The 25,678-nt window shown below is 61.4% G+C and carries 27 protein-coding genes; 13 read left to right on the top strand and 14 right to left on the bottom strand.

Annotated features, from left to right (window positions below; genetic code table 11):
• Positions 1–233 precede the first annotated feature (233 nt).
• The 6 genes from ACR0CU_RS00290 to ACR0CU_RS00265 are packed head-to-tail and all read left to right on the top strand — an operon-like array spanning position 234 to position 4,837.
• On the top strand, positions 234–2,207 hold the full coding sequence (locus tag ACR0CU_RS00290) for a TonB-dependent receptor domain-containing protein (protein ID WP_480642212.1): 1,974 nt from the start codon (positions 234–236) through the stop codon (positions 2,205–2,207).
• 23 nt (positions 2,208–2,230) lie between these two features.
• Positions 2,231–2,677 (top strand): hypothetical protein, encoded by a 447-nt coding sequence (locus ACR0CU_RS00285; RefSeq protein ID WP_217356747.1) that lies wholly within the window; start codon positions 2,231–2,233, stop codon positions 2,675–2,677.
• A gap of 4 nt (positions 2,678–2,681) precedes the next feature.
• The gene (locus tag ACR0CU_RS00280; protein ID WP_170444214.1) at positions 2,682–3,347 is read left to right on the top strand and encodes a MotA/TolQ/ExbB proton channel family protein; all 666 of its coding nucleotides are present in this window, start codon (positions 2,682–2,684) and stop codon (positions 3,345–3,347) included.
• 31 nt (positions 3,348–3,378) lie between these two features.
• Positions 3,379–3,708, top strand: coding sequence for a biopolymer transporter ExbD (locus ACR0CU_RS00275; RefSeq protein ID WP_170444211.1), 330 nt, complete (start codon positions 3,379–3,381; stop codon positions 3,706–3,708).
• The gene (locus ACR0CU_RS00270) at positions 3,705–4,100 is read left to right on the top strand and encodes an ExbD/TolR family protein (protein WP_170444208.1); all 396 of its coding nucleotides are present in this window, start codon (positions 3,705–3,707) and stop codon (positions 4,098–4,100) included. The genes ACR0CU_RS00275 and ACR0CU_RS00270 overlap by 4 nt, the downstream gene beginning before the upstream one ends.
• Complete coding sequence (locus ACR0CU_RS00265; protein ID WP_170444205.1) at positions 4,097–4,837, top strand: energy transducer TonB; 741 nt, start codon at positions 4,097–4,099, stop codon at positions 4,835–4,837. The genes ACR0CU_RS00270 and ACR0CU_RS00265 overlap by 4 nt, the downstream gene beginning before the upstream one ends.
• Before the next feature lie 23 nt (positions 4,838–4,860).
• Here ACR0CU_RS00265 and ACR0CU_RS00260 read toward each other — a convergent pair whose 3' ends face one another.
• Entirely contained in the window at positions 4,861–5,790 is a 930-nt protein-coding gene (locus ACR0CU_RS00260) for a LysR family transcriptional regulator (RefSeq protein ID WP_170444200.1), read from the bottom strand.
• A gap of 111 nt (positions 5,791–5,901) precedes the next feature.
• Here ACR0CU_RS00260 and ACR0CU_RS00255 point away from each other — a divergent pair, with 111 nt between their 5' ends.
• Both ACR0CU_RS00255 and ACR0CU_RS00250 read left to right on the top strand, forming a co-directional pair.
• On the top strand, positions 5,902–6,345 hold the full coding sequence (locus ACR0CU_RS00255) for a cupin domain-containing protein (protein WP_170444197.1): 444 nt from the start codon (positions 5,902–5,904) through the stop codon (positions 6,343–6,345).
• Between the two features lie 5 nt (positions 6,346–6,350).
• A complete protein-coding gene (locus ACR0CU_RS00250; protein ID WP_170356975.1) occupies positions 6,351–7,160 on the top strand; it encodes a glutathione S-transferase family protein in 810 nt (269 codons plus the stop codon).
• Positions 7,161–7,332: 172 nt separating this feature from the next.
• On the opposite strand, the gene xylA is transcribed toward ACR0CU_RS00250, so the two are convergent.
• The 4 genes from xylA to xylF all read right to left on the bottom strand — a co-directional run bounded on the left by xylA (position 7,333) and on the right by xylF (position 11,834).
• Positions 7,333–8,640: a xylose isomerase gene (gene xylA / locus ACR0CU_RS00245; protein ID WP_170444194.1), complete on the bottom strand. Its 1,308-nt coding sequence runs from the start codon at positions 8,638–8,640 to the stop codon at positions 7,333–7,335.
• A gap of 9 nt (positions 8,641–8,649) precedes the next feature.
• Positions 8,650–9,381 (bottom strand): ATP-binding cassette domain-containing protein, encoded by a 732-nt coding sequence (locus tag ACR0CU_RS00240; RefSeq protein ID WP_093965003.1) that lies wholly within the window; start codon positions 9,379–9,381, stop codon positions 8,650–8,652.
• 71 nt (positions 9,382–9,452) lie between these two features.
• Complete coding sequence (locus ACR0CU_RS00235; RefSeq protein ID WP_170340195.1) at positions 9,453–10,751, bottom strand: sugar ABC transporter permease; 1,299 nt, start codon at positions 10,749–10,751, stop codon at positions 9,453–9,455.
• A 63-nt stretch (positions 10,752–10,814) separates the two neighbouring features.
• Entirely contained in the window at positions 10,815–11,834 is a 1,020-nt protein-coding gene (gene xylF, locus ACR0CU_RS00230; RefSeq protein ID WP_170340192.1) for a D-xylose ABC transporter substrate-binding protein, read from the bottom strand.
• A 151-nt stretch (positions 11,835–11,985) separates the two neighbouring features.
• On the opposite strand from xylF, the gene ACR0CU_RS00225 reads away from it, so the two are divergent.
• Together ACR0CU_RS00225 and ACR0CU_RS00220 are read left to right on the top strand one after the other, a co-directional pair.
• Positions 11,986–13,203 carry an ROK family transcriptional regulator gene (locus ACR0CU_RS00225; protein WP_170444190.1) on the top strand — a complete coding sequence of 406 codons (1,218 nt, stop codon included), beginning with the start codon at positions 11,986–11,988 and terminating at the stop codon, positions 13,201–13,203.
• Complete coding sequence (locus ACR0CU_RS00220; protein WP_170444187.1) at positions 13,193–14,704, top strand: CRTAC1 family protein; 1,512 nt, start codon at positions 13,193–13,195, stop codon at positions 14,702–14,704. The genes ACR0CU_RS00225 and ACR0CU_RS00220 overlap by 11 nt, the downstream gene beginning before the upstream one ends.
• Here ACR0CU_RS00220 and ACR0CU_RS00215 read toward each other — a convergent pair whose 3' ends face one another.
• The 4 genes from ACR0CU_RS00215 to ACR0CU_RS00200 all read right to left on the bottom strand — a co-directional run bounded on the left by ACR0CU_RS00215 (position 14,705) and on the right by ACR0CU_RS00200 (position 20,378).
• Entirely contained in the window at positions 14,705–16,006 is a 1,302-nt protein-coding gene (locus ACR0CU_RS00215) for a cytochrome-c peroxidase (protein WP_170444185.1), read from the bottom strand.
• Positions 16,003–16,956, bottom strand: a complete 954-nt coding sequence (locus tag ACR0CU_RS00210) for an aldose epimerase family protein (protein WP_302478124.1) — start codon at positions 16,954–16,956, stop codon at positions 16,003–16,005. The genes ACR0CU_RS00215 and ACR0CU_RS00210 overlap by 4 nt, the downstream gene beginning before the upstream one ends.
• The gene (xylB, locus tag ACR0CU_RS00205) at positions 16,956–18,410 is read right to left on the bottom strand and encodes a xylulokinase (RefSeq protein WP_170444180.1); all 1,455 of its coding nucleotides are present in this window, start codon (positions 18,408–18,410) and stop codon (positions 16,956–16,958) included. Before xylB ends, ACR0CU_RS00210 begins: the two co-directional genes overlap by 1 nt.
• A 474-nt stretch (positions 18,411–18,884) precedes the next feature.
• On the bottom strand, positions 18,885–20,378 hold the full coding sequence (locus tag ACR0CU_RS00200; RefSeq protein ID WP_170444177.1) for a BCCT family transporter: 1,494 nt from the start codon (positions 20,376–20,378) through the stop codon (positions 18,885–18,887).
• A gap of 173 nt (positions 20,379–20,551) precedes the next feature.
• Here ACR0CU_RS00200 and ACR0CU_RS00195 point away from each other — a divergent pair, with 173 nt between their 5' ends.
• From ACR0CU_RS00195 to ACR0CU_RS00185, 3 genes are all read left to right on the top strand, one after another.
• Positions 20,552–21,634: an AI-2E family transporter gene (locus ACR0CU_RS00195; protein ID WP_170340177.1), complete on the top strand. Its 1,083-nt coding sequence runs from the start codon at positions 20,552–20,554 to the stop codon at positions 21,632–21,634.
• Between the two features lie 72 nt (positions 21,635–21,706).
• The gene (locus tag ACR0CU_RS00190; RefSeq protein ID WP_170367714.1) at positions 21,707–21,982 is read left to right on the top strand and encodes a hypothetical protein; all 276 of its coding nucleotides are present in this window, start codon (positions 21,707–21,709) and stop codon (positions 21,980–21,982) included.
• An 11-nt stretch (positions 21,983–21,993) separates the two neighbouring features.
• Complete coding sequence (locus ACR0CU_RS00185) at positions 21,994–22,464, top strand: phage holin family protein (protein WP_170339560.1); 471 nt, start codon at positions 21,994–21,996, stop codon at positions 22,462–22,464.
• A gap of 14 nt (positions 22,465–22,478) precedes the next feature.
• Here the strand turns inward: ACR0CU_RS00185 and ACR0CU_RS00180 are convergent, their stop codons facing one another.
• The 5 genes from ACR0CU_RS00180 to napG are packed head-to-tail and all read right to left on the bottom strand — an operon-like array spanning position 22,479 to position 25,657.
• The gene (locus tag ACR0CU_RS00180) at positions 22,479–22,736 is read right to left on the bottom strand and encodes a hypothetical protein (protein WP_093964456.1); all 258 of its coding nucleotides are present in this window, start codon (positions 22,734–22,736) and stop codon (positions 22,479–22,481) included.
• Between the two features lie 12 nt (positions 22,737–22,748).
• Entirely contained in the window at positions 22,749–23,444 is a 696-nt protein-coding gene (locus ACR0CU_RS00175; protein WP_170367712.1) for a NapC/NirT family cytochrome c, read from the bottom strand.
• Between the two features lie 30 nt (positions 23,445–23,474).
• On the bottom strand, positions 23,475–23,912 hold the full coding sequence (locus ACR0CU_RS00170) for a nitrate reductase cytochrome c-type subunit (RefSeq protein ID WP_170339556.1): 438 nt from the start codon (positions 23,910–23,912) through the stop codon (positions 23,475–23,477).
• 12 nt (positions 23,913–23,924) lie between these two features.
• Positions 23,925–24,842 (bottom strand): quinol dehydrogenase ferredoxin subunit NapH, encoded by a 918-nt coding sequence (napH, locus tag ACR0CU_RS00165; RefSeq protein ID WP_170340169.1) that lies wholly within the window; start codon positions 24,840–24,842, stop codon positions 23,925–23,927.
• On the bottom strand, positions 24,839–25,657 hold the full coding sequence (napG, locus tag ACR0CU_RS00160) for a ferredoxin-type protein NapG (protein ID WP_170444174.1): 819 nt from the start codon (positions 25,655–25,657) through the stop codon (positions 24,839–24,841). The genes napH and napG overlap by 4 nt, the downstream gene beginning before the upstream one ends.
• Positions 25,658–25,678: the final 21 nt, after the last annotated feature.

The following is a 25,678-nucleotide window of genomic DNA, read 5'->3' as shown; positions in this document are numbered from 1 at the left end:
CCCTGCTGGCAGTGCCGAAATTACAGGCACGAAATTATGTTGACTGTTTTAGTCACCTTTATTAACGAGCACAAGTCGCCGCGAACAGGCGATTCCAAAAAACAGAAAAAAAAACTGACCAGCGCCAGCGAACTGCAAGCATCTCCGGTCCTCACACTTGTTTCGAAGGGACAGAAATGCGTGCGCGTACTCATATTGCAGGCCTGCTTGGGACTGCCTCTTGCCTTGGTTTGATGGCGTCCATGGTTTGGGCGCAGGAACAGGATGACGGGTTCCTCGGGACCTTGGAACTGGGCGAAAGCAAACGCGAGATCCAGACCGGCACCGCGGTTCCGGTCACGAATATCGACCAGGAAGAGATCAACGACCGTCAGGCCAACACGGTGGCCGAGCTGATCGATTCGGTTCCCGGCGTCACCCTGGTGAACGGCTCGACCCCGCAAGGATCGGGCATCAATATCCGCGGATATGGGGCCAACGGCACCTTCGGCACCGACCAAAAGGTTCTGATCCTGGTCGACGGCGCCACCACCGGCGCGGAAGAGCTGTACCGGATCGGCAACCAGCTGTTCACCGATCCGCAGCTGTACAAAAGCGTCTCGGTCATCCGCGGCACGGTCGGGTCCTTCGAATACGGCTCGGGCGTCGTCGGCGGCGTGGTTCAGCTGGAAACCAAGGACGCGTCGGACTTCACCGGCGGCGAGCCGGGGTTCCGCTTCCGCCAGACGCTCGAGGGGTATTCCAACGGCAACGGCTTTGCCTCGTCGTCGATCCTGGCGTGGCAACCCAACCGGCAGACCGAATTCCTGTTCAACTATACCTATCGCGACCAAAGCGATCAGAAGGACGGGAACGGCGACACGATCGGCAACAGCGCCTTTACCCTGCCGTCGCTGCTGGCCAAAGGGAAATACAGCTTTGGCGACAACCTTGAACATTCGATCACCGCGTCCTGGAACCAGTCCACCTCGGAAGAGCGCGACGTGCCCTATGATTCCTTCGGCACGACGGCGGACGCCTTTGGCAACGTAGACCGCGACATCGAAACCCGGATCGCCGTTCTGCGCTATCAGTACCGGCCGGCCGGTAACGATCTGGTCGATCTGGACGTCAATCTCAGCTATTCCGAGCAGGCCATCGACAGCAGCTATGTGCCCGGCTCGTCCAGCCTGGAGGGAACGCCCTTCTTCCCCGGCATCCGGGCGCTGGCCGATGCCACGCACAATTACGAAACCACCAAGCTGACGATCAAGAACAGCGCGTATTTCCAGACCGGGGCCGCGTCGCATGATCTGCGGTTCGGGGTGGAATTCATCGAGCGCGAGCGGCTGGACGCCCCATCGGCGCCGGGCGGCACCGACCGTCGCGTCGCGCTGTTTGCCGTTGACGACATCCAGTTCGGCGACCAGCTGACCGTCACGCCCGCGCTGCGGTATGAAACGCAGGACATCAAGGGCAACGGCGACGCGGCCGCGCCCTTCAACGCCAGCTATGACAACGACGCGCTGATGGGCGGCCTGTCGGCCCGTTACGAATTCGCCAGCGGCTTCGCGGTGTTCGCGGGCGGGGCCTATACCGAAAGCCTGCCGATCATCGACGATCTGGGCACACCGCTCTACATGACCCAGCCCGAGAAATCCCGCACCTGGGAGGCCGGCTTTTCCTATGACCGCGGCGACATCTTCGCCGCCGGCGACGCCCTGCGCGCCAAGGTCAATTTCTACAGCACCGATCTGTGGGACATCACCTCGTACGTGTCGGGCACCCCGTCCCAGCCCCTGTCCAAGGTCGAAACCGAGGGCGTCGAGATCGAAGCCTCCTATGCCCATGCCACGGGCTTCTACGTCGATTTCAACGCCAACATCGTCAGCGCCACCGAATTCAGCGCGGCAGGCATCGGATCGCCGTGGCGCAACGAACCCACGGATTCGGCGCGGATCACCCTGGGCAAGCGGTTCGGCGAAACCCTGGATGTCAGCTGGGAGATCTTCGGCGCCAAGTCGGGGCTCGATTCCTCGGGCGATCCAGTTGCCGGATATGGGGTGAACACCCTGCGCGCGACCTATCTGCCGCAAGAGGGGGCGCTGGCAGGATTCGAACTGCGCGCCGGGATCGAGAACATATTTGACAAGGCCTATCAGCCGAACCTGTCGACCCGCAATTCGCCGGGCCGGAATTTCAAGCTGACCCTGGCCAAGACCTTCTGAGCCCACAAGGGAAAGGACCCGTCATGACAAAAGCCGTGCAAAACCTTGTTCGGGCGGTCCTGCTGGCCCTGCCCCCCATCGCGGGGGCGGGGTCGGCCAGTGCCGCAGACACGCAGGGCGCGGGTGGCGTCACGATCGAGCTCAGCTCGGCCGTGGACCAGGATCAGGGCTGCCTGCTGAGCTTCGTGGTCGAAAACGCCCATCCCGCCGATATCGGCGGCGCCGTCTTTGAAACGGTGCTGTTCGGCGCGCAGGGCGAAGTGGCCCTGCTGACGCTGCTGGATTTCCAGGACCTGCCCGCTGGGCGGCCCCGCGTGCGCCAGTTCAAATTCGACGGCCTGGCCTGCAATCAGATCAGCCGGATCCTGATCAACGGGGTGCAGGACTGCGCCTATCCCGGTGATCTGGCCGATGCCTGCCTGTCCGGCCTGACGCTGCGCAGCCGCCTTGAAACCGAATTGATTGGATGACCCGATGGATGCGTTTCTGCAAAGATTGACCGCGATTCTGGACCTGGGCGGCCCGGTCGTGGCGGTGCTGATCGCGACCTCGGTCGCGACCATGGCGCTGATCCTCTACAAGCTGTGGCAGTACAAGGCCGCCGGGGTCGGGCGGCATGTCGAGCTGTCGCAAGCCATCGAAGCCTGGGACCGCAACGACCGGGCCACCGCGCGGGTGCATCTGGACCGAAGCCGCAGCTATCTGGCGCCGGTAGTCGCCATGGCGCTGGAGGGGCACGGGCCGGAACTGATGGACCGCGCCGATGCCGAGGCCGAGGCGCGCTTTGCCGGGCTGGAACGCGGGCTGAACGTGCTGGACATGGTATCGCAGCTTGCGCCGCTGCTGGGGCTGTTCGGCACCGTGCTGGGTATGATCGAGGCCTTCCGCACCCTTCAGGCGGCCGGCAACGCGGTGGATCCGGCGCTGCTGGCCGGCGGCATCTGGGTTGCGTTGATGACGACCGCCGCAGGGCTGGCCGTGGCCATGCCCACCTCGCTGGTCCTGACCTGGTTCGAGGCGCGCATGACCCGCGAACGGGTCTTTGCCAACCGCGCCCTGCGCACGGTGTATGCCCCCGGCCACGCCGCCGCGCCACGCCCGGTCACCCCGCCGTCCGAGGCGCTGGCCCATGGCGCTTGAAACCCGCAAAATTCGGCGCCGGCGCCTGTCGATGACATCGCTGATCGATGTGATCTTTCTGCTGCTGCTGTTCTTCATGCTCACCTCGACCTTCTCGAAATATGCCGAGATCGAGCTGACCACCGCCGCGGCGGGCGGGTCGCAGGCCCAGCGGTCCATCCGGTTCATCAAGCTGGAACGCGACCGCATTCTGATCGACGGCACCGAAGTCGCGCCCGACGCGGTCGCCGCCCGGTTCGACGGCCGAACCGACCAGCTGGCCTTGATCAGCCTGGACGGCGGGGCGACCTCGCAGCAGTTGATCGACTTGCTGACCGCCCTTGCGCCCGTGTCCCGGCTCAGCACGCAGGTCATCGGATGATCCGGCTGACCCCCAAAACGAAACCCGGCCGCGAGCCGACGATCGCCCTGATCAACGTGGTCTTTCTGATGCTGGTCTTCTTCATGATCGCAGGCACGCTGGCGCCGCCTCTGGGCAAGTCGGTACAATTGGTGCGGACGGCGGATCTTGAAGGGCGCGAGCCCCCGGATGCACTGGTCATCCGCGCCGACGGCGTGCTGGAATATCGCGGGGCCGAGCTGACGGATGTGGCGGCCTATGTCGAGCGCGCCTCGATCGACCTGCCATTGGACGCCGTGCGGCTGGTGCCCGACCGGGCCTTGCCGGCGGTGCGGTTGAAACAGGTCAGCGACGCCCTGCGTACCTTGGGCGCCAACCGGGTCTTCGTCGTGACCGAACGGGGCCTGCCATGATCCCGCAATCCCGCATCATGGCCGCCGTGCTGGTCGTGCTGGCCGCCGCGGCCCACGCCGCCGCCCTGTTCGAATTCGACACGGACGAGGCGGTTTTCGTCGAAGGCGGTGGCGCGGTTGCCCCTGCGGCGCTGGGGTCCTCGTTCCGGGATTACGCGGCCGGAACCGTGGCCCCGCCCCAGGCGGCAACGCAGCAGTCACCCGTTGCCCCGGCCCGGACCGCACCAGAGGCCCCGGCGGACAGTGCGCGCGCGCAGACGGCCATCAGGGTGCAGGCGCAGGCCCCGGCCCAGCGGCAGAACGCCCATACGCCGACCCTGCAAAAACCCGAGCCTCAACAGGCCCGGCCTCCAAAACCACCCACCCCGACCGGCAATGCCGCGGACAGCCGAAAAAAGGGCAGCGCCACCGGCAAGGCGGTGACCGGGGCGGCCTCGGCGAAACGGACGAACCGCGCTGCGCAGGAACAGGGAAATGCCGAGGCCAGCACCTATGCCGGTCTGGTCAAGCGCAAGATTTTGCGCGCCCGTCGCAAAAGCGTGAATATCCAAGGCTCGGTTCTGGTGGCTCTTCGCATCGCCGACAACGGCGCGCTGGCGTCGGTCAGCGTTGCCCGCGGCTCGGGCTCGGCCCGGCTGGATCAGGTCGCACTGGCGCAGGTCCGGGCCGCCGCGCCCTTCCCGCCGCCGCCGGCCGCGGCCCGGCGCGCTTATACCGTGGAAATCGTCAGCAAATAGAAACCCAACCCGCGCTTGTCCGGCTACCTATTGTCCAGCGGCTTCAGCAGATCAAACACTTGTTGCCGCATCCATTTTGCCATCGGATTTGCATCCGATCGTCTGTGCCAGATAGCTATGATGTTGACGGGTTCGATTTCGAACGGCGGGGCAAGGACCTTCAGGCCGAACTCCGGCGCCAACTTCCTGGCCAGCTGAGAAGGCACCAAGGCCACAAGATCGCTTGCACTGACCACTCGGCACACCCCTGAAAACACCGGAAGGGTCATCGCGACGTGCCTTTTCCGACCAACTTTCGCCAGAGCCGCATCACCCATCGCCGCCAGTTTGCCCTCGGGTGAAAACAGCACATGCGACAAGGCGCAGAACGTTTCCATCGGAAGTTCGGTGCCGTCTTCGATCTGTGCAAGGAATGGGTTGTCAACGCGGCCGACGACCATGAAGGACGACCGGAACAGCACTTCTCTGCTGATCCAATCCGGTGCATCTGTATCCGGGATCAACGCGAGATCAGCATTGTAGCGCTCAATACTCTCGACATAGTTCTCGGGAACAAGATCCACCAATTGCGCGACCATCTTCGGAGCCTTGCGGTTCAGAACACCCCCAAGACCAGGCATCAGCAGCTCGGCGAAAAAGTCGCTGGCCGCGATCTTGAAAGTTTCGGATGCCTGCCTGGGGTCGAAATCGTCATTGTGGCTCAGCAAACTTTCCAGTCGATTGAGTTCCTCACGCAGCCCGTCCTTGATCGAAACCGCAAAATCCGTTGGGACAAGCTGATTTCCCCGCCGCACAAACAGATCGTCACCCAAGGCGTGCCGCAGGCGGTTCAACGCATTCGACACTGCGGATTGCGAGACCCCAAGTCTTTCCCCTGCCTTGGTGGTGGACCCCGCCGTCAGAATCGCATCAAGAACACGGAGCAGGTTCAGATCAAGCGTTGCGAAATTCATGCCGGTAATACCGTGTATTATGAACTTTCGTTAGATTGATACCGTTTTTTGCGCCTACAAGTAAGGTACCGAAAGCGCTTTCGTTTCATGTCGGATCAAAGGACAGAAGCGATGCATGATCATCTGGTTGATGACGCCACGCTCGAATGGCAGAGCGTTCGTTACAAAACAATTCTGGACCCCGCTGAAACCGGGGGCGCCATGTCGATTGTAGACAGCCTTTCGCCGGTCGGAAGCGGTCCGCCACGGCACATCCATCAGGCAGAAGACGAAGTCTTCGTGATTTTGACCGGTGTCTGCAAAGTCTGGGTCGAAGGTGTCGAAACGCGTGTCGGCCCGGGCGAAAGCATCTTCATACCCCGCGGAAAAGAACACACGTTCAAGGTCATCGGTGATGAGCCCAGCCGTCACCTTGTCATTCTCACACCGGGAGGTTTCGAGGGCTTTTTCCACGCCATGGCAACGGCCCAGTACAAAATTCTGGAAGACATGCCGGACATCGAGGCCGTAGCCGCCAAGTACAACCTGTCATTTACTGGCCCTCCATTGGATTGAACGTCATGACCCAGCACATCGTCTATCATATTCCCGTGTGTCCCTTTTCACAGCGGCTTGAAATTCTGCTGGCGTTGCGGGGGATGAGGGACCGGGTGGAGTTCCGCGTCGTGGACATCACCAAACCCCGCGATCCAGATCTGCTGAAGAAAACGCGCGGAACGACCGCTCTGCCAGTTCTCGAGACTCCGGACGGGCAGATCATCAAGGAAAGCCTCGTGATCCTGCGCTATCTCGATGAAATGCTCGAAGGGCCAAAGCTGCGGCGCAGCGACCCTGCCGAGCATGCGGTCGAGTCGATGCTGATTGCCAAAGAGGGCGCCTTCACGATGACCGGCTACGTCTATGTGATGAACCAGGACCCCGCGCAGAAAGACGCCCACAACGAAAAACTGCTCGCGCTTTATCGTGACCTCAATGACTTTCTTCTGACCCACAACCCGAACGGTGTTTTTCTGTTCGATCAGTTCGGGTTGGCCGAGGCGGTATTCACACCGATGTTCCAGCGCTTCTGGTTTCTGGAATACTACGAAGACTTTGAACTCCCGCAAAACGGCGAGTACGACAGAGTCCGAAACTGGAAAGCCGCCTGCATGGCCCATGAGGCCACGGGGCAGGTGACACAAGACGAAATCGTGAAACTCTACTACGACTATGCATTGGGTGCCGGAAACGGAGCGTTGGTGGGCGGCCGCAAAGTGTCGAGCTTTGCGTTCGAGCCACATTGGAAGTCGAGGCCAATGCCACCGCGGGACAAATATGCCGGGACGGCATCGGACAAAGAACTTGGGCTGGTAGTCCCGGCATCTGATTGAAGCCAGAAGGCACGCGGGTCGATCGGGGGCACCCGCCGCGGAGGACCGGCGCCCACAACACGCATTCGAATATGGCCCGGTGGTGCACAGTCGGTCTTAAGTCATGAATACCGGCTGATTAAACCGAACCAGTCTTAGGCTTCCGGGCGCGGAACCGTTGAACCTTTAGCCGTCAGACAAACCTGTTGACGTAGTTCTCCAAGCGCTCCTGCCTTCCGGATCGAGGCTCGGGATTGATACCTTCGGCCAACACTCGAGCCGCGATTTCATCCAGCGATGAGGCAAGCATGGATTGCGCCTCCGGGCTGCCCCATCCGGAGTATCTGTCGGTCAACGCGGCATCAAGCCCGCCATCCTCGATCATCGCGGCGGCGGCCTTCAACCCGCGGGCACAGACGTCCATGCCGCCCACATGCGCCGCGACAAGATCCTCGGGGTCGATCGACTGGCGGCGGATCTTGGCGTCGAAATTCGTGCCCCCGGTCGAAAACCCTCCGGCCTTGAGGATGTAGTAGTAGGCCAACGCGACTTCGGGCACGTTGTTGGGAAACTGGTCGGTGTCCCATCCAGATTGATAATCGTTCCGGTTCATGTCGATCGAACCCAGCATACCCTCGGCCGCCGCCACGGCGATCTCATGTTCAAAGCTGTGGCCCGCCAGGATCGCGTGGCCCTGTTCCAGGTTCAGCTTCACTTCGTCTTCCAGCCCGTATTTCCTGAGAAACCCGATGCAGGTTGCGGCGTCGTAGTCGTACTGGTGCTTGGAGGGTTCCTGTGGCTTCGGCTCGACCAGGATGGTGCCCTTGAACCCGATCTTGTGCTTGTAGTCGACCACCATGTTCAGGAACCGTCCCATATGGTCCAGTTCCAGCCCCAGATCGGTGTTCAGCAACGTCTCGTAGCCTTCGCGCCCGCCCCACAACACATAGTTCTCGCCGCCCAGCTTGTGGGTCGCATCCATACAGGATTTCACGGTTGCTGCGGCAAAGGCAAAGACGTTCGGATCAGGGTTCGTGCTGGCACCCCCCATCCAGCGGCGATGGCTGAACATGTTGGCGGTCCCCCAAAGCAGCTTGGTTCCCGACGCCTGCATCTTTTCACCGATATAGTCGGTGATTTCCTCGAGCGTGCGCAGGTTTTCGGCAAAGCTGCCCTGTTCGGGGCGAATATCCGCGTCGTGCCAGCAGAAATAGGGCTGTCCCAGTATTTCAAACATCTCAAAGGCGACATCGGCCTTCATCCGGGCGCGTCCCATGTCGTCTTGCGGGTGCCACGGGCGGACAAGGGTCGGACCACCGAACGGGTCTCCGCCCTCCCATGCGAAAGAGTGCCACCAGGCGACGGCAAAGCGCAGATGGTCCTCCATGCGCTTGCCCAACACCACTTCGTCCGGGTCATAGTGACGGAACGCCAGCGGGTTCCGACTGTCTACGCCTTCGTACCGGACCTTTTCGATACCCTCGAAGAAACCGCTTGTCATACCTGCCCCCTATTCCGAGTTTTGACCGGGCTGCTTGCCCAGAATAATCATCGACAGCAGATCGTCGTCGGTCACGTCCGCGATATCGACCGTGCCGACCAGCTTGCCGTTCTTCATGACCGAGGCCCGATCGCACAAATCCATGACCGCATGGACATCATGGTCGATCAGGAAAATTCCGATCCCCTGCGCCTTGAGCTGGTGGATCAGATCGGCCACCATCTGCGTCTCGTGCGGGCCCAAGGCGGCGGTCGGTTCGTCCATGATCAGGATGCGGGCGTTGAAATAGACAGCCCGCGCGATGGCCACCGACTGTCTCTGGCCACCTGACAGAGCCGAAACCGGATCGTTGAACTTCTGAAAGTTGGGGTTCAGCTGCGCCATGATTTTACGGCATTCGGCCTCCATTGCCGCGTCGTTGACCAGACCGAAAGGCGTAGTCATTTCGCGTCCCAGGAACAGGTTCGAGGTGGCGTCCAGATTGTCGGCCAAGGCCAAGGTCTGGTAGATTGTCTCGATATTGTTGGCCCGCGCGTCGCGCGGATTGTTGATCTCGACCGGTTTGCCGTCGATCAGGATCTGCCCGTGGTCCATCTGATAGGCTCCGGACAGGACCTTGATCAGCGTCGATTTGCCAGCCCCGTTGTGCCCAAGCAATCCCACCACCTCGCCGGGATACAGATCGACCGAGACCTGGTCGACGGCCTTGATCCCGCCGAACGAGATCGAAATGTCTCGCATCTCGACCAGAGGTGGTTGCCCGGATCCGCGACCGGATGCCGGCGGCGTTTTCTGAGTTTCCTGCGCTTGCGTCATTTTCCACCCAATCGCTTGCGATAGACGATGTCGATATAGACGGCCAGAACCAGCACGCTTCCGACGACGATGTTCTGGAACGGCGCATCCACGCCGACCATGGCCATGCCCGATTGCAGCGCCTGCATGATCAGCGCACCAAGGATCGCGCCATAGATGGTGCCGATCCCGCCGGACAGGGCGGTTCCGCCAATGACCGCAGCCGCGATCACTCGCAGTTCGTCCAGTGTTCCGATGTCGTTGGAATGGTTGGCCAGCCGCGCCGAGGCGACCACTGCCGAAACCGCACACAGGAAGCCCATCAGCGCAAAGATCTTGACGGTCAGCAGGCGGGTATTGATACCCGACAGCTCGGCTGCGTCCGGGTTGCCGCCGGTCGCGAAGATATAGCGCCCAAAACGGGTTTTGCGGGCCACGACCGTCAGGGTCACAGCGACGATGATCAGGATCAGGACCGAGATCGGGATGCCGTACCCGACGATCAGGCCCTCGGGCATCGTCTCGCCGCGGGCTTCGAACATACGCTGCAACCGGCGCGTCGGAATGGCATAGCTGTTCAGGATGTACACATATCCCAGGATGCTTGCGGCAATGATACCGGCGAGCGTTGCCTCGGCCCAGACGGGTTTGACCGGGAAGCCATGCGCCGCCTTGGCCCGGCGGCTGCCCCACAGCGCCCAGATCGCAATGGCCGCCGCAAACAACCCGAACAGCCAGCTTGCCGTTGTTCCCAACGTTCCGTTCGTTCCCCCGAACATCATGAAATTACTGTCCAGCGGCCCGATTGTCTGCCCGCTTGTCAGATACCAGGCGACGTTGCGCCAGACCAGAAAGCCACCCAAAGTCACGATGAACGCCGGAATGGTCAGGTAGCCGACCATCCAGCCATGAAACGCTCCGATCAGCGTTCCGATGGCAAGACCGACCAGAATGGTGATGATCCAGGTGGCGGGATGGTCCAGACCCATCCCCAACACGCGCGGCAACAACTCGGTCTGCGTCATGGCCATTACCGCCGAGGTGGTCGCCAGCAAAGCGCCAACGGACAGGTCGATGTGCCGGGTTACGATGATGAACACCATACCGCAGGCCATGATCGCCACCGAAACCGATTGGATCGACAGGTTGAACAGGTTGCGGGGCGTCAGGAACCGCCCGTCAGTGACGATATTGAACCCGATGCACAGGATCACGAATGCGCCGATCATGCCCAAAAGCCGCATGTCCAGTTCCAGCTGCTGGAACAGGCTTGGCTTGGTTTTCTGAGGTATCGGCTGAGACGAAGTTTCGGTCATTTCCGATCTTTCATATTCAGCAAGGGTCCCCGGCCCGCCCATGCAGGCCGGGGACTTTGGAGTTTAGTTGCAGGGTGCGGGGCCGTTCTCGACGCCTTGGCACAGATCTTCCAGCGCGATCCATCCGGCATCCACAACAACCGACAGATTGTCCTTGGTGATCGGAACCGGAGCCAGGAAGACAGAATTCATCGTCGTTCCACCCGGCGAGGTCCAGCTGACCACTCCGTCGATTTCCGACGGGTCGGTGCCACTGCTGAGTGCGACGGCAATCTCGCCGGCGGCCTTGCCCAGTTCGCGTGCGTCCTTCCAGACGGAAACGGTCTGCGTACCCAAGGCTACGCGGTTCAGCGCGGCGTGATCGCCATCCTGACCCGACACTGGGATACCTTCCATGCCCTGCGCGGTCAGCGCCGCGACAACGCCACCTGCGGTCCCGTCATTCGACGCGACAACCGCATCGACCTTGTTTTCATTGGCGGTCAGGATCTGTTCCATGTTCCGCTGCGCATTGGCGGGCAACCAGCCATCGGTATAGGCTTCACCGACGATCACGATGTCACCGCTGTCCAGCGCCGCCTGAAGGATTTCCTGCTGACCACCGCGCAAGAAGTCCGCGTTCGGATCCGTAGGCGAACCCTTGATCATGACGTAGTTGCCCTTGGGCATCGCCTCGTACACGGCGCGCGCCTGCATGCGTCCCACTTCGACATTGTCGAAGGTCAGGTAGAAGGCGCGATCGTCCTCGATCAGGCGGTCGTAGGCGATGACGGGAATGCCCTCATCCGCGGCGGCCTGTACGGCCGGACCGATGGCCTGCGCGTCCTGCGCCAGAATGATCAGAGCGTCCACACCCTGTGCGATCAGGCTTTCGATGTCCGACAGCTGCTTGGCCGCGGACGACTGGGCGTCCGCCGAGATATATTCGGCCCCACCGGCCTCAAGCGCAGACTTGATTGCCGCTTCGTCTGTCTTCCAGCGCTCTTCCTGAAAGTTGGACCAACTTACGCCGACGACCGGCTCGGCAAATACAGCCGAGCCAACCATGGCAACAGCAGCTGAAAAGCTGAGAATTCGTTTCATGATTTCCTCCCGTTGATGGGGCCATCGCGTCATGATTCGCGGCCCTCGTATTTCTGCGTATCATATTTATTTCAGCGGGTAAAATATTTACTCTGTTCGTGGGCCCCAAATCCCAATAGATTGAGGCCAACAGAAGATTCGCGGAGACAAGATGCTGAAAAGCAAGGCTTCTCAAAACTCGCTGGACCAACGGAATGCCACGCGCCTGCGGGTGTTGGAGCATATCCGGACCAAGGGGTCGATTTCGCGGATCGACATCGCATCGGCCCTGCAGACCAGCCCGGCGACCGTCACCGCCGCAACCGCTGACCTGATTTCCGCCGGCCTGGTCCGAGAGACCGAAGGCGAGGCGCATTCCAAATCGGCCAAACGCGGGCGGCCGCGGGTTCTTCTACAACTGGACGGGCCCTCCTATCTTGTGGCGGGCCTCAAGGTCGCGCGCCAGGTCATCTCGGTCATCCTGGTCGATTTCGAAGGCAACGAAGTCACCTCGCACATGTACGCCCTACAAGATGCCAGGATGTCACCGCGCGATTTCGTCCGCACCGTGCGCCTTGCGCTTGACGAGACCTGCGCAAAGATCGACCGCACGATCGACGGGCTTTCAGGTGTTTCCATAGGCATCGCCGGTTTGGTCGATGCCGAAAGGAATTTCGTGCACTGGTCATCTTCGATCACCGAGCGCAATGTGAACTTCGCCGCGTTTCTGGACGAAGGCCTGCCCTGCCCGGCCTTCATCGAAAACGATGCAAACCTGGTGGCCAAGGCCGAACAGCTGTTCGGGCTGGGCAAGGGCCTGTCGAACTTTCTTGTCGTCACGATCGAGCACGGTGTCGGACTGGGCATCGTTCTGGACGGCAAGCTGTTCCGGGGCAACCACGGCTGCGGGGCGGAATTCGGGCACGCCAAGGTCCAGTTGGACGGGGCGCTGTGCCAATGCGGGCAACGGGGATGCCTCGAGGCCTATGTCGGCGACTATGCCTTGATCCGAGAAATGACGGTCGCCGGGCAAAGCAGCGCGCTGGAAACCGTTTCCGACATTCACGACCGCGCGCACGCCGGAGACCAACGGGCAATTTCCGTTCTGGCCCGCGCGGGTCAGATGTTCGGATTGGGCCTGTCAAACCTCATCAATCTGTTTGCCCCAGATTGCATCATTCTGTCCGGAGCCCAGGTCAGCTTTGAGCACCTGTGTTCGGACGACGTGATGGCGCGCATTCGAAACGGAGTGGTGAATGTCGACACCGCCCTGCCCGAGATCAAGGTGCATCATTGGGGCGACCTCATGTGGGCCAAGGGCGCGGCGGCCTACGGGATCGAACAAGTGTCGATCCTGAAGGTGCAGGAGATCGCAGCCCATGCGAGCTGAACTCGCCTTGGTGGCTGCCCTCGCCACGACCGCCAGTGCCGATCCTGCCATCCCCCGGTATCAACCGATCGATGTTCCCTCTCATGTCTATGACGGCGGTTGGGAGCATTTCGTGGGTGGCGGTGTCGCGGTTTTCGACTGCAGCGGGGACGGCTTGCCGGAACTCTTCCTTGCTGGTGGGGCGAACCCATCGCAGCTGTTCCGAAACACCTCTCAGACGCAAATCTCCTTTCAGGCAAACACGCCAGAGCCGCTGTCCCTGACAGGTGTGACCGGCGCCTACCCGATGGACATCGACGGCGACGCCATCCTGGACCTTGTGGTTCTGCGCGTTGGGGCGGACCTGTTGCTCAAAGGTGGGCCCGATTGCCAGTTCAGCCCATTCGCAGGGCTTGGGTTTGTGCCCGATGACCACTGGACCACGGCCTTCACGGCCACGTGGGAACCCGGACAGACACTGCCCACTCTCGCCTTCGGAACCTATGTGGACCGCGACAATCCGAATGGCCCATTCGAGGCCTGCGGCCCCACTCTGCTGTACCGCCCCCTTGGTGAAACCTATGGCCCGCCCGTTCGGCTGGAACCTGGGTACTGTGCGCTGTCGGCTTTGTTCTCGGATTGGGGCCGGACCGGGCGCGCGGATCTGCGGATCAGCAACGATCGGCACTACTATGTCCGTGGCGGACAGGAACAGATGTGGGCGATGGAAGAAACTCCGCGCCTGTATGATCAGGCAGAAGGTTGGTTGCCCTACTCGATCTGGGGCATGGGCATCGCGTCGCGCGATCTGACGGGGGATGGCTATCCCGATGTCTACCTGACCTCGATGGGAGATCAGAAATTCCAGATTTTCGACCCCGAAGCCGGCGGTCCCACATGGCGTGATGCGACCTATGACAAGGGCACGACCGCACATCGGCCGCACATCGGCGCGGACGGGCGACCATCGACCGGTTGGCACGCGCAATTCGCGGATGTGAACAACGATGGGCGTGACGACATTTTCGTCGCGAAGGGCAATGTCGAGCAGATGCCGGATGCGGCTCAGGACGATCCCAACAGCCTGTTGCTGCAGCTGGAATCCGGTCAGTTTTTCGAATCCGCGGCTGGGGCCGGTGTGGCATCAATGGCAAAATCTCGCGGCGCCGCGCTGCATGATCTGAACAATGACGGCTGGTTGGACTTGGTTGTGGTCAATCGCGGATCACCCGCCGAAATCTATCAGAACCAGCCCGCAACAGGGAACTGGGTCATGATGGATATGGGCCAGCATGACATCAATTCGCAGGCCATCGGCGCCTTTGTCGAAGTCCGGACCGCTGCCGGAATTCAGACCCGCGAGATCACGATCGGCGGCGGCCATGCCAGCGGGATGGCAGGGCCGCAGCATTTCGGTCTGGGCGACGCCGAGACCGTGGACATTCGTGTTGCATGGCCCGGCGGAGCCCCCTCGGACTGGGAGACATACGACACCAACCGGATCATCCGACTGCGACGCTGATCACTTGTCGACTGGCAGCCCACTGGGCACCCGCTGTGGTACACCCAGCCGTTCGGCAGGATCCTCCAGTGCAGTCAGAAAACTCAGGATGTCGTCAATCTCTGCGTCTGACAAGGCAATCGGTTGCAGTTCGTTGGCCGCGGCGATGGCATCGACCAAGGCCGGATCCTGTAGCGGCCGTTGATCATCGGCTCCGGGAAAGACAGGCAGCTCTGCCATTTCGATCGAGTAGCGCCGCAACGCGCCTTCGGGGTCAAGGTGGTGCCTAACCACGTCCTCGAGCCGAGCATAGGCGCCATCGTGGCCATAGGGCGCAGTCAGCGTCACATTGCGCAGCGACGGCGTCCGGAACGCAAACGCATCTTCGGCTGCACCGGTTACGCGCAGTCGACCATCATCCCGGACGTGGTTTTCAAAACGAGCAGCCTTTCCCGGACCAATCTGCGGCATCGCGATCGCATGAAACCCGTGGTCAGTCTGAAACCACCCCGAATGGCAAGATCCGCAACCGGCCTTGCCGTAAAACAGCTGCATGCCGCGCGCCGCGTCGGGCGGCAGAGGTTCCTCTCCGCGCATCGCGCGATCAAAGGGACTGTTGTCGGCACGCCATTCAAAGGCGATGAAATCGGCAATCACATTGGCGATGGCTACGAACGAGACCTCCTTTTCGGGGGTCACGTCGCGGAACATCCTTTGATATTCCGGAACCGCAGCCACCCGACCGGCGATCAGATCCCATGCACCACCCTGTTGCGTCAGAAGGCCCAGCCGCACCGCCTTGCTGATCGGGTTTTCCGAATAATGTCCGGCCATCTCATCGGGCGACAGAACCGGGAACATGGCCTGGGCCGCCAACGCCGAGCGGAACCCCGGCCGCATATGCTGCCCCAACGGTGTTCTGATGCCGAAAGGTTGCTCAGGATCATCCTCGAGCCTGCCGTCGTGAAAGAACGTCGTGAACTCGGTCGCGCCAAGGTTCCAGAGGGCCGGAGAGTTGCGCGGGATGCGCTGTTCGGGCAGGTTGTCGGACCCAAGCCCGCGGGCGCTGCCCAGCCCAATCCCGCCTTCTCCGATGCCCAGCGACATCCCGTCCGAGGTCCCGAACCTTGGGTGGTGGCAGGTGGCGCAACTGATATTTTCGTTTCCCGACAGGATCGGGTCGTAGAACAGCATTTGTCCCAGTTCCACGATCGCAAGGTCGGGCTCGATGAACTCGGGAGCCGAGCCCAGGTTCTGGGCGGCTGTCCCAGTGGCAAAGCTGGCAAGAACAGCCAAGGCCGATAAGGAACGGATCACGCTCATGCCCCTGCCTCGGATATCTCAAGCATCAGCGTCTGTTGATACGGTTTCTCGAGCGTACTTATGATCGATGGGAACGCGGAGACGTTCGGCGCATTCGGATAGCCCGATGGCTCGATACAAAGCCCGGCATGCGGCGCGAATGGCGCGGACAAATGGGCGGCAGAGTAGACCTGCGCCCCGGGCTGATCGGAATGGACCGTCATCGTCAATCCCGACGGCGCCGCAAGGGTGGCAACCGGTTGGGCCACCTTGCCGCCGGTGCCGAACAGGAAGAAGTGATCGAGGTCCATGGCGGCCTGTCCGATCGGTTGGGGGGCCGCGAAATCCAGCCCGACCGATGCAGAGTCGACGATCCCGCCAGACGGTATCCCCTGATCGTCCAGTTCCAAGTGACGATCTGACGCCAACTGCAATCGGTGCTCGGAGATGCCTCGAGCGGACCCCAACGTGTAGTAGTTGTGTTGCGCGATGCTGATCGGGGTCGGCCTGTCCGGCCAGGCAGAGATCGAATATGTCAGGCGAGGGAAATCCAACCGGACCCTGACCTCGAAGCGCACAGCCCCCGGAAATCCGCCCGCGCCGTGGGGCGAGACATGGACCAGCACCGCCTCGCACGGCGAAAGCTGCTCGACCTGCCAGAACTGGCGCGAGAGCCCTTCTGCCCCCCCATGCAGCGTATTCGACCCTTCGTTCGCAATCAGCGCATGATGGGTGCCGTCCAGATCGAACCCTGCGCCGCCGATCCGGTTGGCAACCCGCCCGACGAGCGCGCCCAGATAGAACGGGTCGTTCAGGTATTCGGTCGGGTCGTCATAGCCAAGGATCAGCGGTTGGCCCTTGTACCACCACCCTTGCGTGATCGCTCCATAGCCCAGCAATGACACCCGCATGTCCCCGTCTTGCAGGACGATAACCGGGATATCAGTGCAATCAGTGCGACTTTTGTTCATCATCCAGCCAATGGCGCCAGCGCCTTGTAATACGCTCTGTATCGTCTGTAGGCGCTGTCATAGGCTTCGGTCAAATCACTCTGCGGTTCGATGATGGCGTCGATCTCTGGCGGGGTCATGACCTGTTCGGGTGTTACGTCTCCGGCTGCGCACATGGCCAGCCGCGCGGCACCAGTCGCAGCCCCGAACGCGCTCCCCTTGGGCAGGGCCAGCGGCACATCCAGCGTGGTGGCGATGGTCTGAAGCCAATAGCGGGACCGCGCACCGCCACCTACTGCAATCAACTGCGCCGGTTCGGTGCCTGTGCTCCTCAGGGCCTCAAGGCAATCGCGCATTGCGAAACCGACACCCTCCATCACTGCCTGCACCAGATCCGTCGGCTCCGAAGCGATGTCTAGGCCCAGAAAAGCTCCTCGGATGGTGCTGTCATTATGCGGCGTCCGCTCGCCGGACAGGTAGGGCAGAAAGGTCAACGACGACGGCCCGTTTGGCTGGTCGGGCAGCGCCCCGGCCAGCGCCTCGACCGGTTGGCCCAGATTGCGTGACAGCCAGTTCAGGCTGTTGGTCGCCGACAGGATGACGCCCATCTGAATCCATCGCCGAGGCACCGCGTGGCAAAAGCAATGAACCGCCGTCTCGGGTGCCGGTGCATAGCTGTTCCGAGCCATCAGCAGCACACCCGAGGTGCCAAGAGACAGAAACCCGGACCCCTCGTCGATGCTGCCGATACCGCAAGCGGCCGCGGCGTTGTCGCCAGCACTGCCAGCGACCACAACCGGGCCGGACAGCCCCCATTCCCGAAGCAGTTCATCCCGCAGTTCGCCACCATGGTCAGTGCCCTCGACCAGTCGCGGCATCTGATCGGGCCTCATGTGACCCAACTCCAGCGCCCTGTCCGACCAGTCTCGCGCGCCGACATCCAGCCAGGACGTTCCCGCGCTGTCGGACATGTCACTGACATATTCCCCGGTCAGCCAGAACCGCAGATAATCCTTCGGCAACAACACCATGGCCGTACGGGCGAACAGGTCGGGTTCATGGGCACGGACCCATTCCAGCTTGGGCGCGGTGAACCCGGGGAACACGATATTGCCCGTGATCTCGCGCATCCCGGGGGTCTGGTCCAACTCTTTGGCCTCTAGCGCCGATCTGGTGTCATTCCACAGAATGCACGGCCGAAGGACGGTGCCGTCCCGATCCAACAGCGTTGCGCCGTGCATGTGGCCACTCAGTCCGATCGCCCGCAGTTGCGCCAGTGCATCGCCGTTCGTCTCACGCAGCCGGCCCATGACGGTTACACAGGCGTCGATCCAGTCTTGCGGGGCTTGTTCGGACCAGCCCGGTTGCGGGTTCGACGTCGCGATCTCAGCCTCGGCCTCGGCCAGAACGTGCCCGGCTTCGTCCACAAGAATTCCCCTGAGACCCGAGGTCCCCAGATCCAAACCCAGATACACGAGACGCGCCCTCACCCATATTATTTTAGTTGGTAAAATTATTAACTGAGTTCAGAAAATGTCAACACCGGAATCCGGCGCGCAAATTCATACGACACAAATAGGGCGGAATGCCCGGTCCTCACCCAACCTCTTTGATCGGCAGCGGATCAAAAAGCTCTCCGCCAATACGCTGTTTGGGCGCTCAAGACTTAGTTCGCTACAGGCTGCCAACTCTTGCGCATGCTGCCCTATGTCTCGGAGTTCGAGGCGGGTGTCTCGTTGCATGACGACCGCAGCATGGGGCATGGCTGCATCTCAAGCTGCAAGGAAAGCGCGCGCGTTCTTTGGGTTACGCCCATCAGGTTTGATGGATGGCGACATCCCCTTTCCCGGCGACCGGGCCTCAGGGATCCGGGCGCAGGCACAGCCAGATCAGAAAGCCCAGGTACAGAAAGACGGTGACGTTCAGAACGGTATCCAGAACCTCGCCTGTCATGGCCCTTCCTCCCGCGCCAGCACCCGGAACAGACAGACCACCAGAACCGGAACTATGAAAACAAAGGCGATCGCCGAAATTGCGATCACAGATCGCACCAGCCCGATATCCCCGACAAAGACCATGGCAAGCCCCAACGCACCCAGAATTGCCCCCCACACCGTGCGGATCCGGGGAGACGGGTTTTCATCACCACCGGTTCCGATCATCGCGAGGGTAAATCCGGCGCTGACGACGCTGGTGACCACAAACAGAAACGCGGCGACGATGGTCGCTGTCTGCGTTAGCCCCGACAGTGGAAACCGCTGAAGCAACGCGAATGTGGTCGCGTCCAGGTTCTGCTGATTGACCACGGACAAGGAACCTTGCTGCCGCAGCGCGTCAAAAAACCCAAGCCCGCCAAACACGCCAAACCAAAGAATCGAGAACAAGGTTGGCGCGACGATCACACCCAGAAGAAACGCCCGGATCGTTCGGCCCCGGGAAATCCGGGCGATGAAGATACCGACGAACGGCGACCAGGCCAGCCACCAGATCATGTAGTTCAGCGTCCAGTCCTGAAACCAGTTGACGAGGTCGTCTCCAAAGAACTCGGCCGTGGCAAACCCGGCGGGCAGAACGTGAAAAACGTATCTCCCGAAGCCGCTCACGATACCGTTCATCAGGTATGAGGTGGGGCCAAGGACCAACAGATAAATCATCATTGCGACGGCGATCAGCATCGCAGCATTGGACAGTTTGGCCATGCCGTCCCCCAGATCCCGGCGCAGAGGGATGACAAAGGCCACACACATGGCGAAAAAGACCGGAAGCGTCAGAGCCGCCGAATCTGCCACGCCAAGCAATCCGGCCAGCCCGGTCTGCACCTGAAACACCCCCATGGCCAGCGAACCAGCCAACCCCACGGCAATGGCAACGATTGACAGAAGGTCAAAGCCCCAGCCCATCGCCCGAACCCACGGGGCCGACCCCAGAGCGTCGTTCAACGGCGCGCTCAGCAGCAGAGTGCCCCCACGGCGGAAGGCGAAATAGGCAATGATCAGACCGACCACCCCGTAGATTGCCCAGGCATGAAAGCCCCAGTTCAAGTAGGTTACGAACAGAGCGTTTCCGGCGGCCCTCGGATCTGGTTCGTATTTTCTGAGCTCTTCGAAATGAGTCAGCGGCTCGGCCGCACCATAAAACAGCAGCCCAACCCCCATCCCGGCCGCAAACAGCATGGCGATCCATGCGGGAGTCGAAAACTCGGGATCGGCACCATCCGGCCCCAACCGGATGCGCCCAAAGCGCGAAAAGGCCAGAAACAGCGCAACGAACAACAGGCCGCTGGCCTCGAGCATGATGAACCAGCCCCGGCTTTCGAACTGCGTCGCAACCGCGGCAGACGCCAACCGGCCCAGCCCCGCCGGGTCGACAAGACCCCAAATCGCAATGCCTGCGCTGATCGCAAGCGCGATGACAAGCAGCGAATTGGTCGATGTGCGGCGCATGGGCTTTGGTCCTTGGATTTGATCCAAGGCCGAGCGTAGAGACCCGTTTGCAACCTGTCCAGAAATCAACTCTTTCGAGAATTTTGTTTGAGAACAGCCGAATATCTGTGCCTAATGGCGGAACCGACCAACGGTGGCGGGCCGCAATGGTGCTGAGCCCGCAGGAGACGTGCATGGCAACTCAACCCAAGGCCGACAACCAGCGCGTGGGCAAGCCTGGGCTGACCTTCTGGTATCAGCTGGTTGTCCTGCTGTTTCTGACCATCGCGTCACTGGTGCTGGCGTCCTCGGTTCTGATACCGCTTTCTTTCGCTATACTGTTGTTTGTGCTGCTCACTGCAACATCTGACCGGATCCACCGGATCGTCATTCTGGGCCATTCCGTACCAAAATGGATGGCGCATCTTGGGGCATTGTGCCTGATCCTGTTTGGATTGCTGATCATCCTGTCGATCCTGTCCAGCCAGGCCGGTCTGGTGTCCGAGGCTTTCCCGAAATACGAAGAGCGCCTGTCCGGTATTCTGGCAAAACTTGTCGCCCTCGTCGGCAACGAGAACTATGCCGCGGCCCAGAAGGCGCTGAGCCAGATCAACCTGTCGGGTTTTGCCGGCAGCATCATCGGGTCCGCTGGCGCCTTCCTCAGCGCCTTCTTCCTTGTGCTGCTCTACGTGCCGTTCATGCTGGTTGAACGCCTGCCGATGCAGACCAAGATTGACCTCGCGATCTCGGATCCAAGGCTTGCCAACAAAGTTCGCAACGTGCTGCACAGCACGTCCGCCAGCATCCAGCGCTATGTCGGGATCAAGACTTTCGTCAGCGCGCTAACCGGGTTCGGCAGCTTTCTTGTCATGTGGGCGGTCGGGTTGGATTTCGCCGAGACCTGGGCGGTTCTGGCCTTTCTGTTGAATTTCATTCCCACGGTCGGGTCCATCATTGGTGTCGCCCTGCCCTCTCTGGTCGCTCTTGTCCAGTTCGAGGAACTGAGCCCGTTCCTGATGGTGCTGTTGGGGTGCGGGGCCGTGCAATTCTCGGTCGGAAATATTCTTGAGCCGACCTTGCTGGGCAAAAGCCTGAACCTGTCCCCTCTTATGGTCATACTGGCCCTGACATTCTGGACCGCGATCTGGGGCATTCCCGGTGCGCTGATGAGCGTTCCGATCACCGTCTGCATCATGATCATTCTGACCCACATTCCGGCCACGCGCCCCATCGCCATACTGATGTCGGGCGATGGCCGTGTGGGCCCCAAAGACTGATCTCGATGCCGCCAAACCGGATTATCGGCCCATCGCCCGCGCGACTGGCCGCTCCACGAAAGGACAACGCCAATGGTTACCAAAGCGGAACTTGAACAGCAGGTCGCTGAGTTGAAGCGGCAGCTTGAAGAGCAGGCCGAGGAGAAAAAAACGGGCGCGCGCAAGGCGGGCGAAAAGGTGAAAGAGGCCGTCCAGGACATTCCCGATAAGCTGTCGGCCGAGTTCGAAGACTGGTCCGGTGAGATCGAGACCGCGCTGGCCGAGTTGGATGCCATGCCACACAAGAAAGCCATCCTGTTCGCCCTGGGCGTTTTTGCTCTGGGCTACGTGATCGGTCGGTCCAGGTAGGAGACAGTCAGATGAGCCGCATTTCCCGAAACATTTCCATCATCCTGCGCACCGAACGGCTGATCGCTCAGCGGAACATGACCGTCTTGGCCAAACGCGCAGGTTTTTTCGCCGCGGCCGGATTGGCGGGCGGGTTGGCCATCATCATGCTGAATGTCGCGGGCTATCTTGCTCTGGCGTCAGTGATGTCCAAACCGTTGGCTGCACTGGTCATCGCCCTGATCAACCTGATCGTGGCGCTGATACTCGCGGCTATCGCCAACTCGGTCAGCGCCGAGGCCGACACTGCGCCAGTAGCAGAACTGCGCGACATGGCGATCGGCGATATCGAGGCCGAGGTTCAGGACATGATGTCAGAGGCTCGCGAGACGGTCCGCGACCTTAGAACCGTCTCACGCGACCCTCTGGGAACGCTTGCCCCCGGGTTGGTGACCATGATCGCAAGCGCCGTTCTGAAACACCTGAAGAACCGCAAAGAGTAAGCGGCGACTGTCGCCTAGACGGTCGCCCCTTTCTGGCGGATCAGACAACCAATGCTGCTGGCGCACACACCGACCAGAACGCCGATGATCAGCTCCATGGGCTCGACCTTGGCAAAGGTCCAATGCGCAAAAGCCAGGGTTTCCAGTATGCCGATCACCGCGCCCATCGTCGCGGCCAACCACAGTTGGCGGGTCATCATGCCCACCGCAAGGCCCAGAATGCCGGGCAGGCTCAGGATGTTGCCGCCGATTGTTCCAAGAATCTCAAGCATGTCGTGCCACTCCTAGTCGGATGCGCTGTTCAGGAATGATCGGATCTCGGCCGCGCCGGTACTCTGCGCAATTTCAGTGCCGGTCACCGGATCCAGCGAGGCGACCACTTTCTGATACTCCTCCAGGTAGCCCGGCGGCAGGCTGTGCGCGATGCCCTGGTGGCAGTCGATGCAGGTCATATTTTCGTCGATCGCACGCTGGTGTTCGTTGGCGGCGCGCGTTTCCTGAATGGTGAAGTCCATGTATTCGAAATTGTGACAGTTGCGGCATTCGCGGCTGTCCGAGGCCTTCATCTTTTTCCACACGGCCGAGGCCATCTGCAGGCGGTGATCCTCGTATTTCTCGGGCGTGCTGATGGTGCCGACCAGCTCGTGATAGACGTCTTTCACCGCCATGATCTTGGCTTCGATCTTGAAGCTCCATTCCTTGGGCACGTGGCAATCGGAACAGATGGCCCGTACGCCCGAGTGGTTGTTGTAGTGGATCGTTTCCCGGTATTCGCCAAGGTTGGTTTCCATCGTGTGGCACGAGACGCAGAATTCTTCGGTATTCGTCATCTCAAGCGTCCAGTGGAACCCACCCCAGAACAGGATGCCGGCCAGAAAGCCCGCCAGAACCAGAAAGCCTGCGCTGAACGCGGCGGCCGGAGTCCAGATCCACGCCCAGATGCGGCCGATCAAGCCGCGCTTTTCAGGAGAGTCTGCCATATTCGGTGCTCCTTTCAGTCCAAAGCTGGATCAGTTTCCGGCCGAGGGCTGGAACAGGTTGTCGACCAGGGCCGGCGCATCCGCCTGCGGCACATGGCACTGGTTGCAGAAATACCGGGTGCCCGCGATCTGATCGAGCTCGTTGCCTTCGCGATCCAGATAGTGGGTCATCGACAGGGTCGGCGCGTTGCGCTCGCCGGCCTTGGTCCAGTCGTGGCAGGACAGGCACTGATTGGTGCGGATGTCGATCTGGTACTGGTCGATCTTGTGCGGGATCAACGGCGGCTGCTGGCGATAGTTGCGCTGCATGCGCCCTTCGATGTTGCGGTGCACATCATCTAGGATGGCCGGATCATCGATATCCACGCCTCGCAACGTGGTCACGGACGCGGATTGCGCAAAGGCAAGCCCGGTCACAAGAAGAACAGGGATCAGGGCTATTGCGCCTGTCGCTATTGATTTTTTCATCTTGGCACTCCCTTAAGCAGGTCTGGCGGCGCGCGGTTCTGGCGCGGCGGCTGGATCGGGTGGCGCGACGACGGCGTCATCGAACCGGTGGGTAAGCTTGAAGACATCGACCGAGCACACGTCGATGCAGCGGCCGCATGTTGTGCAGCCGGGCGACAGGATCAGCGGGCTGGATCCCGGCTTGCCCTTCAGTGCGGGCGAGATCACCTGGTTTTCCGGGCAGACCGCATAGCAATCCATGCAGTCGTCACAGGCGGCGCGGTTGGTGGCGCTGACCCGCAGCAGGCTTTTGGTGCCGATCAGGCCATAGAAGGCCCCGACCGGGCAGATATGGCCACACCAGCCATGCCGGGCCACGAACAGGTCAAAGACAAAGATCGCCACGACCATCGCCCAAACAAAACCCATACCAAAGACCAGCCCGCGGTGCAGCATGGTGATGGGGTTCACCAGTTCCCATGCAATCACGCCGGTCAGGGCGGACACGATCAAAACGGTCGCCAATATCCACAATCGGGTGCTGCGTTTGGGCTGCCAGCCTTTGGGCAGGTCCAGCCGGCGGTGCAGCCAATGCGCGGCATCCGTGACCGGGTTGATCGGGCACACCCACGAGCAATAGACCCGCCCTCCGATCAGCGCATAGGCCACCAGAACGATCAGCCCGCCGATCAGCGCGGTCATTTCCGGCCAGTGGCCGGCCACCAGCCCCTGCAGCAGGATGAACGGATCGGTCAGCGGCAGCACGTCCAGCGTCAACGATCCGGCCAGCGTGCCCTTGACGATCCAGATGCCGAACCACGGTCCCAACAGGAACAGCGCCAGAAAGAACACCTGACTGAACCGCCGCAGCAGCAGGAACCGATGGGCGCCGACCCATCCCTTGACCTCGCGGGCCTCGTGCCCGACGGGCATATGTGTCCGCGCCGTCATTGGCCTGCCCCCGGAAGGTTGTAGCCCGGTTCGTACCCGCCCGGCGCGGCAAGGTTGTCCGCGCCCGGTCCGGGCAGGCGATCGGGCAGGTCGATGATGCCTTCGACCAGCGGCCCGCCCTTTTCGGCCTTTTCTTCCCATCCCTTGCGATAGTGCTCGGCCGAACTGCCACGCGCCAGCCGTGCGGGCAAAACCTTGATCGCCGCCTCGGGCAGAACGCAGCTTTTCTCGCAGACACCGCAGCCAGTGCAGTGGTCGGCATGAACCGTCGGCGCAAAGATCGCGTGGTGGCCGGAACGGTCGTTGTGCGACAACTCCAGCGTGATCGCCTCGTCGATGACGGGGCAGACGCGATAGCAAACGTCGCAGCGCAGCCCCAGGAAGTTCAGGCAGTTCTCCTGATCCACCAGAACCGCAACACCCATCTTGGCGTCGTCAATGTCCTGCAACCCCTTGTCCAGCGCTCCGGTCGGGCAGGCCGCAACACAGGGGATGTCTTCGCACATCTCGCAGGGCACGTCGCGGGCGATGAAATACGGCGTACCGGTCGCCACCGCATCAACCCCCAGCTCGGCCAGCTTCAGCGTGTCATAGGGGCAATCGCGGACGCAAAGCCCGCAGCGGATGCAGGCCCCCAGAAAGCCATCTTCGGGCAACGCCCCCGGTGGGCGCAAGGCCTCGGCCGGCAGGGCGCGGGCGTCGCGGGCCAGATAGGCCAGCACCGACCCGGCGACCAGACAGCCACCCGCCGCGCGCGCCGAGTCCTGCAGGAACCGGCGCCGTTGCGGCGAAAGAGGTTTGCCGACCAGAGACATTACACGCGACCTTTGCGACCC

This window comes from Ruegeria sp. BC2 (genome assembly GCF_056539245.1).
The sequence above is the reverse complement of the archived record's forward strand: the minus strand, read 5'-3'. Positions and strand labels throughout refer to the sequence as shown.

Bases quoted from the DNA above. Each gene is read 5' to 3' on its own strand.
- xylF (WP_170340192.1), bottom strand. From the start codon at position 11,834: ATGAAACGAATTCTCAGCTTTTCAGCTGCTGTTGCCATGGTTGGCTCG.
- ACR0CU_RS00270 (WP_170444208.1), top strand. From the start codon at position 3,705: ATGATCCGGCTGACCCCCAAAACGAAACCCGGCCGCGAGCCGACGATC.
- ACR0CU_RS00285 (WP_217356747.1), top strand. From the start codon at position 2,231: ATGACAAAAGCCGTGCAAAACCTTGTTCGGGCGGTCCTGCTGGCCCTG.
- ACR0CU_RS00255 (WP_170444197.1), top strand. From the start codon at position 5,902: ATGCATGATCATCTGGTTGATGACGCCACGCTCGAATGGCAGAGCGTT.
- ACR0CU_RS00235 (WP_170340195.1), bottom strand. From the start codon at position 10,751: ATGACCGAAACTTCGTCTCAGCCGATACCTCAGAAAACCAAGCCAAGC.
- ACR0CU_RS00170 (WP_170339556.1), bottom strand. From the start codon at position 23,912: ATGAAAAAATCAATAGCGACAGGCGCAATAGCCCTGATCCCTGTTCTT.
- ACR0CU_RS00215 (WP_170444185.1), bottom strand. From the start codon at position 16,006: ATGAGCGTGATCCGTTCCTTATCGGCCTTGGCTGTTCTTGCCAGCTTT.
- ACR0CU_RS00180 (WP_093964456.1), bottom strand. From the start codon at position 22,736: ATGCTTGAGATTCTTGGAACAATCGGCGGCAACATCCTGAGCCTGCCC.
- ACR0CU_RS00210 (WP_302478124.1), bottom strand. From the start codon at position 16,956: ATGAACAAAAGTCGCACTGATTGCACTGATATCCCGGTTATCGTCCTG.
- ACR0CU_RS00240 (WP_093965003.1), bottom strand. From the start codon at position 9,381: ATGCGAGACATTTCGATCTCGTTCGGCGGGATCAAGGCCGTCGACCAG.
- ACR0CU_RS00220 (WP_170444187.1), top strand. From the start codon at position 13,193: ATGCGAGCTGAACTCGCCTTGGTGGCTGCCCTCGCCACGACCGCCAGT.
- napG (WP_170444174.1), bottom strand. From the start codon at position 25,657: ATGTCTCTGGTCGGCAAACCTCTTTCGCCGCAACGGCGCCGGTTCCTG.
- ACR0CU_RS00260 (WP_170444200.1), bottom strand. From the start codon at position 5,790: ATGAATTTCGCAACGCTTGATCTGAACCTGCTCCGTGTTCTTGATGCG.
- ACR0CU_RS00280 (WP_170444214.1), top strand. From the start codon at position 2,682: ATGGATGCGTTTCTGCAAAGATTGACCGCGATTCTGGACCTGGGCGGC.
- ACR0CU_RS00175 (WP_170367712.1), bottom strand. From the start codon at position 23,444: ATGGCAGACTCTCCTGAAAAGCGCGGCTTGATCGGCCGCATCTGGGCG.
- ACR0CU_RS00190 (WP_170367714.1), top strand. From the start codon at position 21,707: ATGGTTACCAAAGCGGAACTTGAACAGCAGGTCGCTGAGTTGAAGCGG.
- ACR0CU_RS00290 (WP_480642212.1), top strand. From the start codon at position 234: ATGGCGTCCATGGTTTGGGCGCAGGAACAGGATGACGGGTTCCTCGGG.
- xylA (WP_170444194.1), bottom strand. From the start codon at position 8,640: ATGACAAGCGGTTTCTTCGAGGGTATCGAAAAGGTCCGGTACGAAGGC.
- ACR0CU_RS00200 (WP_170444177.1), bottom strand. From the start codon at position 20,378: ATGCGCCGCACATCGACCAATTCGCTGCTTGTCATCGCGCTTGCGATC.
- ACR0CU_RS00250 (WP_170356975.1), top strand. From the start codon at position 6,351: ATGACCCAGCACATCGTCTATCATATTCCCGTGTGTCCCTTTTCACAG.
- napH (WP_170340169.1), bottom strand. From the start codon at position 24,842: ATGACGGCGCGGACACATATGCCCGTCGGGCACGAGGCCCGCGAGGTC.
- ACR0CU_RS00225 (WP_170444190.1), top strand. From the start codon at position 11,986: ATGCTGAAAAGCAAGGCTTCTCAAAACTCGCTGGACCAACGGAATGCC.
- ACR0CU_RS00275 (WP_170444211.1), top strand. From the start codon at position 3,379: ATGACATCGCTGATCGATGTGATCTTTCTGCTGCTGCTGTTCTTCATG.
- ACR0CU_RS00185 (WP_170339560.1), top strand. From the start codon at position 21,994: ATGAGCCGCATTTCCCGAAACATTTCCATCATCCTGCGCACCGAACGG.
- ACR0CU_RS00195 (WP_170340177.1), top strand. From the start codon at position 20,552: ATGGCAACTCAACCCAAGGCCGACAACCAGCGCGTGGGCAAGCCTGGG.
- ACR0CU_RS00265 (WP_170444205.1), top strand. From the start codon at position 4,097: ATGATCCCGCAATCCCGCATCATGGCCGCCGTGCTGGTCGTGCTGGCC.